Here is a 12401-nt window from a genome sequence, read left to right as displayed (position 1 = left end):
CGTGATTAAACTTAATAAGACCATAGCAGAACTAAGTTCATACCTTCAATCAAAAGAATGGCTTTATGACGATGAAACTATTCTTTCGGCCGAAAAGCCAGGAGATGGCAATATGAATTTTACACTGCGGATTACCACGAATAGAAGATCATTTATCATAAAACAAAGTCGGGAATATGTAGAAAAGTACCCGCAAGTAGCAGCACCTTCAGAACGAGTATTACTTGAAGCAGAGTTTTACAACTTAGCAGGAACCGTACCTCAACTTAAATTAATGATGCCTAACCTCATCGGCTTAGATCAAGAAAATAGCATTATGCTAATGGATGATTTAGGAAAAGGTTTAGACTACTCCTACCTTTATGAAGAAGGAAATGTTATTTCTGAAGCAGACTTACTTACGGTTATCTATTTTATCGCAAAACTACATACGTCTATTAATTCAGAAACGACATCGCAGAGAATTGCAAATAAAAAAATGCGGGAGTTAACCATGAGCATATTTTTAAATATCCGTACTTAGAGGAAAACGGAATTAATTTAGATGATATTGTACCTGGCCTACAGCAAGAGGCAGATCTTTTAAAACAAGATGAAAAATTAAAAAAAGAAGTCTTAGCGTTAGGTAAACTTTATTTAACAGATGGCAATGTATTATTACATGGAGATTACTTTCCTGGCAGTTGGCTAAAAAGAGCCTCTGGAGTACGCATAATAGATCCTGAGTTTTGCTTTTTTGGAATACCTGAATTTGAAATTGGCGTTACCATTGCGCATTTAAAAATGGCAGATCAACCAGAAGAGTTAATTAAAAAAGCCTTAAGACATTATAAAAATTCTTGCACTTTAAATGATGAGTTATGTGAGAAATTTGTAGCGGTAGAGATCATAAGAAGAATCATTGGCCTAGCACAATTACCTTTGCAAATACCCCTAGAAAAGAGGGTTACATTATTAAAGGAAGCCCAAAAAATGCTCTCAAACTAGTCAAATAAACATACTCGTAATAGAATACCAAAACCGACTGACCAGTTGGTTTTGGTGCTCTATTGAAATCCTCATCTACACATATACTCCTCCGAGTACATGCATTTCATCGATGAACCACCTATTTGTTTGAGATAAATGGAATACTATACTTTTTACAAACCAAACGGTCTAAAAAATTAAGCTTTTAACGGCTATTTTATAGTAAATTTGAACGGAGTGCTTTCAAATTATAGCTATTTATGACCAAAGAATTGTCGAATAATAAATCAATCGGACTTGTATTATCAGGTGGAGGTGTTAGAGGCATGGCACATATTGGGCTTATTAAAGCCATGAAAGAATTTGATATTGAAGCAAAATCTGTTACGGGAAGTAGCGTAGGTGCACTAGTAGGTGCATTATATGCCAATGGAAATTCTATCGATGACATGTTGAGTTTTTTTAAAACAACTCCTTTATTTAATTATCAGTTCTTAACCATTGCAAAAGCAGGGTTTATGGATACAGATAAGTACATTCGTTTTTTTAAAGCCTATTTCCCAGAAGACACTTTTGAGTCTTTAGAGAAAGAATTGCACATCGTAGCGACAAATATTCAAGATGGAAATGCAGAATTTTTCTCTACAGGGCAGTTAATTAGACCTTTATTGGCATCCGCAGCATTACCACCAGTATTTAGTCCTATTGAAGTAAATGGACAATTATATGCTGATGGCGGAATCATGAATAACTTTCCCGCAGAACCGCTATATGACAAATGTGATTATATCATTGGGAGTAATGTTTCTATTGTAAGTAAGCTAGAAAAAAAAGATCTAAAAAACTCCTATCAATTAACAGGTAGAGTTACGGGTTTAATGATTTATGCCGCTTCAAAAGCAAAGTTAGCATCCTGTAATTTGTTGTTTGAATCATCAGAATTAGAACATATTGGCATGTTAGATCGCAAAGCCATAGAGAAGGCATATATTATAGGTTACGATCATGCTTGTAGGCAATTTGAGGGCTTATCAAAAGCATAAAAAAACAGGAATAAAATGCAAGCATTCCTATTCCTGTTCATTAGAATTTTATAACTCAAAAACTATACATCATCAAAATCTACTTTCAATGTTGCTGTTAACGGATGCGCTTGGCAGGTAAGAATTAAACCTTCTGCAATTTCTCCATCGGTTAATATTTGATTCTTTACCATTTCAGCCTTTCCTTCTGTTACTCTAGCAATACAACTACTACAAACTCCGCCTTGACACGAATAAGGAGCATCTATGTTTTCTTTTAAAACAGCATCTAGCACCAACATTTTTTTATCCATTGAAAATGTAAATGTTTCATCATCTACAACCACCTCTACTTGAGTAGCACCGTCTAAATTTTCAGCCATAGTATCTACGGTTTCTGATGACGTAAAAAGTTCAAAATGAATTTTATCTTTTGCAATATTTGCGGCTTGTAATGTTTTTGAAACCAAATCGATCATTTCTTCTGGTCCACAAAGGTAAAAAGCATCAAATGCAGTGTCCTTAAATTTATTTTTAACGATATAATTTACTGTAGAACCTTCAATTCTTCCAAAAAGAGCTCCCTCTTGGTTTATTCTGCTAAACACATGTTGTACGAAAAAACGATTTGCATACTGTTTTTGCAATGCTTCTATTTCTTTAGAAAACATAACCTCGTCTGCATTCTGGTTTCCATATACCAAAACAAAGGTACTATTGAGATGGCTCTTTAATACCGTTTCTGCAATACTCATAATTGGTGTAATTCCGCTTCCCGCAACAAATGCTGCAACATGCTTTGCAGCATTACTTGGCTGAAACACAAAACGACCGTCTGGTGGCATTACCTCCAAAACATCACCTACTTTTATTTTATCATTAGCATAGACCGAAAAGGTACCATCTGTAATTTTTTTAACACCTACAGTTATTTTTCCTGATGCCGGTACAGAAGATATAGAATAAGCTCTTCTAACTTCAACACCGTTTATTTCTTTACTAATAGTAATGTATTGACCCGCACTAAAAGTAAAAGTATCTTTTAAATCATCTGGAATAGCAAAAGTAATGGCTACAGAACTCGCAGTTAAGGGCTGTATATTAGAAACTTTTAAAGAATGAAAATCGCTCATGGATATTTATTTTCTGTAAAATTAAGCAAAGGCGAAACCATATAAAACTGAAAAAGCGTAAAATAACATACATAAGAATCTTATACATAAGAAAATTATGTATATTTGAAATTAAAGAAAGCTTTATAAAATGGGTAATTCAAAATTATACAAAGGGAGTTTAAATACCATCATCTTAAAACTTTTAGATGAGCAAGGTAAGATGTATGGCTATGAAATAACGCAGAAAGTAAAAGCTCTTACCAAAGGGGAGCTAAACATTACAGAAGGAGCACTCTATCCGGCATTGCATAAATTAGAAGCTGAAGGTTTGCTAGATGTAGAAGTTGCCAAAGTAGATAACCGACTTCGTAAGTATTATAAGCTTACAGAGCAAGGAGAAAAAGAAACTGTTAACCGACTTGCGGAGCTAGAAGAATTTATCCGCAGCATGCAAAATTTAGTCAATCCTGATTGGAGTATTAATTAAATTGTTTTGTGATGAAATTAAATCGGGAACAAATACATTTTGTAGACACGTATCTTAAAAATTCAGAAATAGAATTTATTGATGTTCGTATGGAAATGGTAGACCATGTTGCATCGGAAGTAGAGGCTAAAATAGAAGCTGAAAACCTTGATTTTTATAATGCTTTTAAAAATTACATGGTAATCAATAAAAAGGTGTATTTAAAAGAAAATAGAAAATTTGTAAAAATCACAGATAAAAGAATCCTAAAAGAAATCATATTCTTTTACCAAAAACCCGCGTATGCACTCATATTTATTGCCATGTTTAGTTTTTTAAAAATAGTAGCAATTAATTACAACCTAAATTATTTTTTAAAATTTGGACCTGCAATTATTTTAATTGGCCTCGCAATCTACTATTTCGGTATTCGCTTTTATTTAGGCAGAAAAGAACGCTATTCAGGTATAGAAAGATTGAGTATTATATTAAACTTATTTATACAGATGCATCAATTTTTACTCTACTCTTTAACGGAATTTGAAACGAATAGTAATTTAAATATTCTATTGTTCTCATTTGATTGCACTCTAGTCTACTTATTTATAATACTCATAAATAAGTATAACAGAAAATACACTAGTCTATATAAAAATAGTATCGTATGAATAAACTAACAAAAGACCAACTCTTAAACATAGAGACGTACTTGAATCAAAAAGACCTGACTCAAATTGATTTAAGAAATGAAGTTTTAGACCATATAGCGAATGGTATAGAAACCAAAATGAACTCTGAAAATCGCTCTTTTGAAGAAGCTTTTACTAAGGAAATACTTATATGGGATATAGAATTAGCCAATTACTCAAGTTGGTGGCTAGGGATTGCATGGATTGGCCCAAAAATCATGATGAAAAAATGTGTAAGAACTATTAAAAAAAATTATCTTAAAGCATTAACATATACAATACCAGCCTTTTTAATTATCTATCTGTTAAATAATTTCTTAGACCTATCTAAATATTCTCTGGTAGTAAATATAACAATAGGTGTTATTTATTTATGCATCGGATGTGTATCCATCATTTTATATAGAACTATTAGAAAAAGCCACTATAAAACATCCTATAGTTTTTTATTTAATAGACAAGGTCTACCAATTATCTTTATTTATTTCCTGAATTTCCTGATGAACCCTTTATTTGTCGAAATATGTAAAATAGACATGAATCAATCGTCAATCAATTTTATGTTATTTTTTCATCTCTTCTCAATATCATCTGCCGTTCTAATATATGATTTATATAAAAATCACATGAAGACGAAAAAAATGAAACTAGCTTAGCGTAAAAAACCATAATGAATAGAAATTAAACTTAAGCATAAGATGGTGTTTGTGATTCCACTAGAACGAGAAAAATCTCCTAGAAAAAACTTATCCTGAATATAAAATGATGATAACCTTGTAACAATTAAAGGTATTATAGTACTTACATAACATAAATACACCATCATGTTCAAACATTTTATAACCCTACAATGGAAATCATTCTTTAGAGCAGCTTCCTTAAAAAGTAGTATTGCCATTAAAATTCTAATGGGTTTTGCCGCTGTTTATATGACTGCCATCTTTATTGGAATGGGTGTTGGTGCCTACTTTGTTATTGAAGACATGAATATTGGTGATCCTTTTGATGTCATCAACAAATTCATAATTTACTACCTAATTGTAGATCTTGTTTTTCGGTATATGCTCCAAAAAATGCCTGTAACGAATATAAAACCACTACTCTACCTACCGATTAAGAAAAGCCAAGTGGTTAATTTTTCGCTTGCAAAAACAATTGTGTCCTATTTTAATTGGTCTCATGCCTTCTTTTTTATCCCTCTCTCTATTGTATTACTAACTAAAGGATATTCTCCTATTGGAGTTGTCGGTTGGCATCTAGCCCTAATAGCTATAATCTATTGCAACAATTTTATAAATGTTCTAGTGAACAACAAAGACAGTATTTTTTATCCATTAGTGGGGTTAATCGCACTCTTAGGATTGTTTCAATATTTACAATGGTTTGATATAACGACGTATACCGCACCATTTTTCAATGCGCTCTACACCCTACCATGGATTTCTATTATTCTTTGGTTGCTAACCTTTGGCTTATACTATGCCGCCTTCAACTATTTTAAAAAGAATTTGTACTTAGATGCAGGATTGCAGACCAAGCAAACCATAGCTAAAACAGAGGATTTAAGTTGGTTGAATAGATTTGGGAATTTAGGCACCTTCTTAAAGAACGACATCAAACTAATAAAAAGAAATAAACGCTCTAAAATGGCGGTGATTACGAGTTTCTTTTTCATATTCTACGGATTCCTATTTTTCACAGGAACTATAGAAGCGTATGATGGTCCAATCTGGCGCATATTTGCAGGAATTTTCATTTCAGGCGGATTCTTATTTAGTTTCGGACAGTTTGTACCTAGCTGGGATAGTTCTTATTATCCTCTAATGATGTCACAAAACATTAAATACAAAGAGTACTTAAATTCTAAATGGTATTTGATGGTCATAGCTACCATTATTAGCACCATCGTTGCATCATTCTATTTGTACTTTGGTTTAGATGCTTACTTGGCAGTTCTTGTGGGTGCCGTTTATAATATTGGTGTGAACTCTTATGTGGTTTTATTGGCTGGGGCGTATACAAGGACTCCAATAGATTTAACCTCTGCAAAAAAAGCTTTTGGAGACAAGCAATCTTTTAATTTAAAAACAGTAATGCTCACAATGCCTAAGCTTTTACTGCCTTTAATCATCTACGGATTAGGCCATTACTTGATTAGCCCTAATGCCGGATATATTTTTGTAGCTATGGCCGGTGTATTAGGATTTGCTTTTAAAGGGTTTGTCTTTAAAAAAATAGAAAAAGTCTACAAAAAAGAAAAATACAAAACACTGTTAGCCTATAAACAAGTCAGCTAACTTGAATAATAAATACTACAACCGCATGATAACAGTACAAAACTTAACAAAAACATACGGTAAAAATACCGTTTTAAATATATCCTCATTAGAAATCCCTAAAGGCCAAAGTTTTGGATTGGTAGGTAATAACGGTGCTGGTAAAACAACCTTATTCAGTTTGTTCTTAGATTTAATTCAGCCTACTACGGGTCATATTAATAACAATGGCGTTCAGGTAAATATAAGCGAAGATTGGAAACCTTTTACCACCGCTTTTATTGATGAAACCTTTCTTATTGGCTATTTGACTGCAGAAGAATATTTCTACTTTATTGGGGAACTAAGAGGCCAGAACAAAGCAGATGTCAATGCACTACTTTCTAATTTTCAAGACTTTTTTCATGGGGAAATTCTAGGGCAAACTAAATATTTACGTGATCTATCTAAAGGAAATCAGAAAAAAGCAGGAATTGTAGCTTCTTTCATAGGAAATCCTGAAGTAGTAATATTAGATGAACCATTTGCGAACCTAGATCCAACCACACAGATACGTTTAAAAGGTATTATAAAAGATTTGGCCGCAAACAATAATGTAACGGTTTTAGTTTCTAGTCACGACCTAATTCATGTCACTGAAGTTTGCGAACGTATTGTAGTATTAAATAAAGGGGAATTGGTTAAAGATATTGAAACATCTGAAGCGACTCTGAAGGAATTAGAGCTGTTTTTCGCTGGATAAGAGATTAAATGTTGGCATTTATTTCACCACAATTGTTAAGAACTACACTTTAACGATAAAAAAAGCCGTTAACAAAATTTTAGCATCTTAAGATATAGATAATCAGGTGCTTATGTATTTAATCTATAATTAATTTAAAACCAACAACTTTGAGATGAACTACAAAGCAGATAAAAATATCAACAGGCTGTAGTTAAAAAAACCTAATATCATTACGAGTGTAAAATAGTTTGAACTCGGCGTAATTCATAGTTTGCGCCCTCACAAAAAAACTATTTTATTATGAAAACTTCAAGAACATTTTTATTAGCTTTAGCCATTGTAACGTTATCATTGGCATCATGTACAAACGATACTAATGAGAATAGCGAAAACAATGTATATGAACAACAATCACTTGGAAAAGGAGAAGTTAAAGAAATCGACGTTTAAAAATAAATCAAATATTTGGTTTGCAATGGGCATAATCTTGTGCTCATTGCTACCATTTATACATGATTTATTAATATCTGATACTGGTGAACTAAAAAGTTGGGTACCAAACTTAGGAATTGTTAATTTTTTTTCTGATTCCAATGGATTGTTCCTAGGCTATTCATCATATCGTATTTTTTTAGCTTTAGTCGGTATGCAACTCAGCTCTTTTATAGCGTGGTTTCTAGTTTTAGAGTTTTCTAAAGGTAAATCTTACAGGTTTATTTTCTTATTTCCCACAGTAATTAATGGCTATCAATTGTTACTTATGGTATTTAATCTACGTAAAACTGTATTTAATGGATGGAATTATAAAATTTTTATCTTACTTTTGGTGGGAGTATTATTGATACTCAATTTTTACTTAACCAACAAGAATGCCAAAACCCAAACAAAAAATTAAATCTCTGAGTACTGACTTCGTGGCATTTATGAAGTTTATCTCTAGTGAGATTAACCAAACCCTACTTAGTTTCTCCACGGTAGACCTACACCCTGCTATAGATGTAAATGATGCTGTAGAGAAATTTAAAAAATCTACCGCCTCTGTAGAAGATTTTTGCAAGAGCTATATTCTTTCTAAAATGAATAACGACAAAAATTTTGAGGTAAATCACGATATGCTTTATGCTCAAGTTAGAATGCTAAAACGCTCTCTTCAAAAGCAAAAAATAATTAAAAATTAAAGTTTTCACTGATTACTTAGCGACTTTCCTTTAACATATTGACGACCGTTCATCGAAAAATCATATAAATATCGAAAAAAACTACTTGGTTGGTTTTCTATTTATAAAGAATATAGTCTATTCTTTTATCTGTCGATTTTACACCTAAAATTATCGTTTAAAGGTCAAATAATTACTCCTTTTTACACTGTAAATTTTAAAATACAAACCGATTAGTTTGTATAATTCGATATTTTTGAGGTGATTCATTTCTATCTATTAAAAAATAAAGGGCTTTTTATCGATGAACTACATAATAATAAGCTTCTTTTTAAGTTTAGTAGTTAGATAAACTTAGAATATTGAAGCTTCAGTTTAAACTTATTGCTGCTCTTGTTTTTGGAGGCCTGCTGTTTAATGCATGTTCCACGAAGAAAGATGCTTTTGTAAACCGTAATTGGCACGCATTAAATACCAAGTACAATGTTTTGTACAATGGTAATATTGCTTTTGAAGAAGGTAGAGAAGAACTCAATGCCTCCTATCAAGATAATTACTGGGAGGTCTTACCAATAGAACGCATTACTATTCGCGAAGAAATTATTTTAGATTCAGAAAATAAGAATCCTAAATTTGAAATTGCAGAAGAAAAAGCAACAAAAGCCATACAAAAACACAGTATGGAAATTAAGTACACAGAACGCAATCCGCAAACTGATGAAGCTTTTCTCCTACTTGGAAAAACCCGTTATTTTGAGCAACGTTTTTTGCCTGCACTTGAAGCGTTCAATTACATTTTAAGAAAATATCCAAAAAGTGACAAGCTAAACGAAGCATCAATTTGGCGCGAAAAGGTTAATATCCGTTTAGAAAATGATGAATTGGCCTTAAAAAATTTAAAAAGACTATTTAAGTTTGAAGTACTCGAAGATCAAGAGTACGCAGATGCCAAAGCGATGATGGCGCAAGCATATATCAACTTAAGTAAAATTGATACTGCCATTCTAAATTTAAAAATCGCTTCCGCATACACTAAAAAAAATCCTGAAAAAGGACGTTACTACTATATCATTGGACAACTTTACAATCAATTAGGATATAAAGACAGTGCCAATTACGCTTTTGATAAAATTATACACCTTAATCGTAAATCTCCACGGGAGTATATGATTAATGCACATCTGCAAAAAATTAGGAACACCAAACTTACTCCAGAAAACAACTTAGAGATCTACGAGTATTTAACAGATTTAGAGGAAGATCGTGAAAACAGACCTTATCTTGATAAAATATTCCGTCAGGTAGCAGAATTTCATTTAGAAAATGAATCCGATAGTTTGGCTTTAGTCTATTTTAATAAATCCTTAAGAGCTACACAAAACAAACCACAGCTGAATGCACTGAATTATGAAAATTTAGGAGAATATAATTTTGACAGAAACGATTACAAAATTGCTGGTGCTTATTATGACAGTACCCTTGTAAACTTACCAGAAAACACAAAAAAATTCCGTGCTATAAAGAAAAAGCTAGATAACTTAGAAGATGTTATTCTTTATGAAGATGTGGTACAATATGCAGATAGTGTTATTACCATATACAGCATGCCAAAAGAAAAGCAATTTGCTTATTTTGGAGCGTATATAAAAAACTTAAAAGAGAAAGATTCTTTAGCAGCTAAGAAAGAAGTTGAACGCCAAACTAGAGGCATTAGTGCTTTTGCAGAAACTAAGGCCGGCAAGCAAAATAAAGGCAAATTCTATTTTTATAACATCACAAGCTTAGGTTACGGTAAAACTGATTTTAGAACCCGTTGGGGCGATCGTAAATTAGAAGATAATTGGCGTTGGACAGATAAAGCAAGAACGAATATTGCCGAAGATGAGTTAATTGCAGATAATACCGCCAATAACCCTACAGGCCTTACAGAAGACCAAAAATATTCCATTGATTTTTATATGGATCAAATCCCTACTGAAGTTACCATCATTGATAGCTTAAAAACGGAAAGAAATTTAGCAAACTATCAATTAGGGTTAATTTATAAAGAGAAGTTTAAAGAAAATCTATTAGCTGCGGGTAAATTAGAAACAGTATTAAAATCTAATCCTGAAGAACGTTTGATACTGCCTTCTAAATACAATTTATACAAAATATACGAGGAATCTGGTAGTCCACTTACAGCACAGATGAAAGAAAACATTATTGCCAATCATTCAGATTCTAGGTATGCAGAGATTTTATTAAATCCAAATGCTGTTTTAGAAGGTGACGTAGATAGCCCTGATGCTAAATATGCAGAATTGTATAAGAAATATACAAATCAAGAATATTTACAAGTAATTACCGGAACACAAGAGAATATTACTAAATTTACTGGTGATCCTATTGTTCCTAAGTTAGAGATGTTAAAGGCAAATGCTATAGGTAGAATTCAAGGATTTGACGCTTTTGAAGAGGCTTTAAATTATGTTGCCTTAAATTACCCAAACAATCCGGAAGGAAAAAAGGCAAAAGAAATCATTGCGGATCAATTGCCAAAGTTAGCACCAAAAGATTTTTTACAGCCTAATCCATCTAAAAAAGCAGAGAACTGGAAATTAATATTTCCTTTTACGATGTCTGCAACAGCAACCGTTACCGAGCTAAAAGAAGAATTAGAAAAAGCCATTAAAGATTTGAAATACAGAAATACAGTTTCTATTGATATGTATGATTTGGAAAATAAGTTTGTTGTTGTACATGGATTTAAATCTGAAGAATATGCGCTTGGATTTGCTGAATTAATAAAAAACAATAAAGACTATAGAATAGCGGATGAGAATTTTGTAATTTTATCTTCGAACTATAAAATTATTCAAGTTCATAAAAATTTAACTGCTTACAAAGCACACACAACAACCCCAAAACCGTAGAACATGTTTTCAGATAATAAAAAGCAAAAGCCTAAAGCAATGACAGAAGTAGGAGGACAACCCAACAGAATTGAAAAAAACACACGTATTAAAGGAGATATCATTTCAGAAGCAGATTTCAGAATTGATGGAAAATTAGATGGGAATGTTAAAACTTCTGGTAAAGTTGTTATTGGTAAAGATGGTTACATCCATGGTAAAGTAGAGTGCGTAAATGCTGATATTGAAGGAAGTTTCAATGGTGAGCTTCTAGTATCCGACCTATTATCATTAAAATCATCTGCTGTAATTGAAGGTGTTGTCTCTGTAGCTAAATTAGCTGTTGAACCAGGTGCAACCTTTAATGCGGCGTGTACCATGGGAGGTGGCAAAATAGCTTCTCCTAACAAACCCGCTAACACTTCTAATGGAAACTCAAAAGCCTCGTAAAAAAATAAACAAGGGTTTACAAACTGCAACAAAACTTTCAGGAATAGGAATCCAAATGGGCCTTACCATTTACTTAGGAAACTTATTAGGTTCTTGGCTAGACGAAAAATACGCAACAAATTATTTAGAAATTTCTATCACACTTGTTGCTATCTTTGTATCCATGTATTCCATGATACGTCAAGCCAATAACCTTAACAAATAAAGTTTTGCTCAAATCCATTTTACAATACATTCTTGTATTTACCTTATTATTCCTTCTGGGTAAATATGTCCACTTAGCCATTTTAGACGATACCATTCCATTCCCTTTAGGAAAAATGTATCTCTTTCATTATCTATTTTCCTTAGGCATCTGCATATTAATTTGCTATCTCGCATATGCCGATATTTTAAAAGAACAATTGAGCTTAATCTATTTAGCTACACTTTTCTTAAAGTTAATCTTCTTTGCTATTCTATTTAAAAGCACTGTATTTAGTGAGGTATCAATACCTCGTATAGATAGGTTTTCCATGTTAATTCCTCTTATTCTATTTCTGACTGTTGAAGTCCTATTTATCTCAAAAATTCTAAAGAAAATCTAGTTGAATAATTATTACATTAAAATTATTTGATTTTTATTTTTAATAACTACCT

General features: G+C 32.2%; 15 protein-coding genes and 1 pseudogene. 15 read left to right on the top strand and 1 reads right to left on the bottom strand.

From position 1 onward, the window contains the following. The first annotated feature begins 1 nt into the window (after nucleotide 1). From GQR94_RS22665 to GQR94_RS08590, 4 genes and pseudogenes are all read left to right on the top strand, one after another. Nucleotides 2–523: a hypothetical protein gene (locus GQR94_RS22665; protein WP_233268663.1), complete on the top strand. Its 522-nt coding sequence runs from the start codon at nucleotides 2–4 to the stop codon at nucleotides 521–523. Next, nucleotides 502–771: pseudogene (locus GQR94_RS22660) on the top strand (phosphotransferase); the annotation flags it as partial. The gene GQR94_RS22665 and the pseudogene GQR94_RS22660, both read left to right, overlap by 22 nt. 12 nt (nucleotides 772–783) lie before the next feature. After that, on the top strand, nucleotides 784–987 hold the full coding sequence (locus tag GQR94_RS22655; RefSeq protein WP_233268662.1) for a hypothetical protein: 204 nt from the start codon (nucleotides 784–786) through the stop codon (nucleotides 985–987). Nucleotides 988–1229: 242 nt separating this feature from the next. After that, nucleotides 1230–2012 (top strand): patatin-like phospholipase family protein, encoded by a 783-nt coding sequence (locus GQR94_RS08590; RefSeq protein WP_158975106.1) that lies wholly within the window; start codon nucleotides 1230–1232, stop codon nucleotides 2010–2012. Between the two features lie 62 nt (nucleotides 2013–2074). On the opposite strand, the gene GQR94_RS08585 is transcribed toward GQR94_RS08590, so the two are convergent. Then, nucleotides 2075–3124: a ferredoxin--NADP reductase gene (locus GQR94_RS08585; RefSeq protein ID WP_158975105.1), complete on the bottom strand. Its 1050-nt coding sequence runs from the start codon at nucleotides 3122–3124 to the stop codon at nucleotides 2075–2077. Between the two features lie 130 nt (nucleotides 3125–3254). On the opposite strand from GQR94_RS08585, the gene GQR94_RS08580 reads away from it, so the two are divergent. The 11 genes from GQR94_RS08580 (at nucleotide 3255) to GQR94_RS22940 (ending at nucleotide 12349) form a co-directional block, all read left to right on the top strand. Continuing rightward, nucleotides 3255–3593, top strand: coding sequence for a PadR family transcriptional regulator (locus GQR94_RS08580; protein WP_158975104.1), 339 nt, complete (start codon nucleotides 3255–3257; stop codon nucleotides 3591–3593). A gap of 11 nt (nucleotides 3594–3604) precedes the next feature. Next, complete coding sequence (locus GQR94_RS08575; protein ID WP_158975103.1) at nucleotides 3605–4240, top strand: hypothetical protein; 636 nt, start codon at nucleotides 3605–3607, stop codon at nucleotides 4238–4240. Then, nucleotides 4237–4917 carry a hypothetical protein gene (locus tag GQR94_RS08570; RefSeq protein WP_158975102.1) on the top strand — a complete coding sequence of 227 codons (681 nt, stop codon included), beginning with the start codon at nucleotides 4237–4239 and terminating at the stop codon, nucleotides 4915–4917. Before GQR94_RS08575 ends, GQR94_RS08570 begins: the two co-directional genes overlap by 4 nt. 168 nt (nucleotides 4918–5085) lie before the next feature. After that, complete coding sequence (locus GQR94_RS08565; protein ID WP_158975101.1) at nucleotides 5086–6558, top strand: DUF5687 family protein; 1473 nt, start codon at nucleotides 5086–5088, stop codon at nucleotides 6556–6558. Nucleotides 6559–6583: 25 nt separating this feature from the next. Next, on the top strand, nucleotides 6584–7279 hold the full coding sequence (locus GQR94_RS08560; protein ID WP_158975100.1) for an ABC transporter ATP-binding protein: 696 nt from the start codon (nucleotides 6584–6586) through the stop codon (nucleotides 7277–7279). Between the two features lie 382 nt (nucleotides 7280–7661). Further along, nucleotides 7662–8156 carry a hypothetical protein gene (locus tag GQR94_RS08555; RefSeq protein ID WP_158975099.1) on the top strand — a complete coding sequence of 165 codons (495 nt, stop codon included), beginning with the start codon at nucleotides 7662–7664 and terminating at the stop codon, nucleotides 8154–8156. Continuing rightward, the gene (locus GQR94_RS08550) at nucleotides 8131–8439 is read left to right on the top strand and encodes a hypothetical protein (RefSeq protein WP_158975098.1); all 309 of its coding nucleotides are present in this window, start codon (nucleotides 8131–8133) and stop codon (nucleotides 8437–8439) included. Before GQR94_RS08555 ends, GQR94_RS08550 begins: the two co-directional genes overlap by 26 nt. Before the next feature lie 341 nt (nucleotides 8440–8780). Next, nucleotides 8781–11333, top strand: coding sequence for a lipopolysaccharide assembly protein LapB (locus GQR94_RS08545; protein ID WP_158975097.1), 2553 nt, complete (start codon nucleotides 8781–8783; stop codon nucleotides 11331–11333). A 3-nt stretch (nucleotides 11334–11336) separates the two neighbouring features. Further along, the gene (locus tag GQR94_RS08540) at nucleotides 11337–11762 is read left to right on the top strand and encodes a polymer-forming cytoskeletal protein (protein ID WP_158975096.1); all 426 of its coding nucleotides are present in this window, start codon (nucleotides 11337–11339) and stop codon (nucleotides 11760–11762) included. Then, nucleotides 11740–11967, top strand: coding sequence for an AtpZ/AtpI family protein (locus GQR94_RS08535; RefSeq protein ID WP_158975095.1), 228 nt, complete (start codon nucleotides 11740–11742; stop codon nucleotides 11965–11967). Before GQR94_RS08540 ends, GQR94_RS08535 begins: the two co-directional genes overlap by 23 nt. Nucleotides 11968–11971: 4 nt before the next feature. Beyond that, nucleotides 11972–12349 carry a DUF6168 family protein gene (locus GQR94_RS22940; RefSeq protein WP_370458286.1) on the top strand — a complete coding sequence of 126 codons (378 nt, stop codon included), beginning with the start codon at nucleotides 11972–11974 and terminating at the stop codon, nucleotides 12347–12349. Nucleotides 12350–12401: the final 52 nt, after the last annotated feature.

This window comes from Cellulophaga sp. L1A9 (assembly GCF_009797025.1).
In the GTDB taxonomy this organism is placed as follows: Bacteria; Bacteroidota; Bacteroidia; order Flavobacteriales; family Flavobacteriaceae; genus Cellulophaga.
The sequence above is the reverse complement of the archived record's forward strand: the minus strand, read 5'-3'. Positions and strand labels throughout refer to the sequence as shown.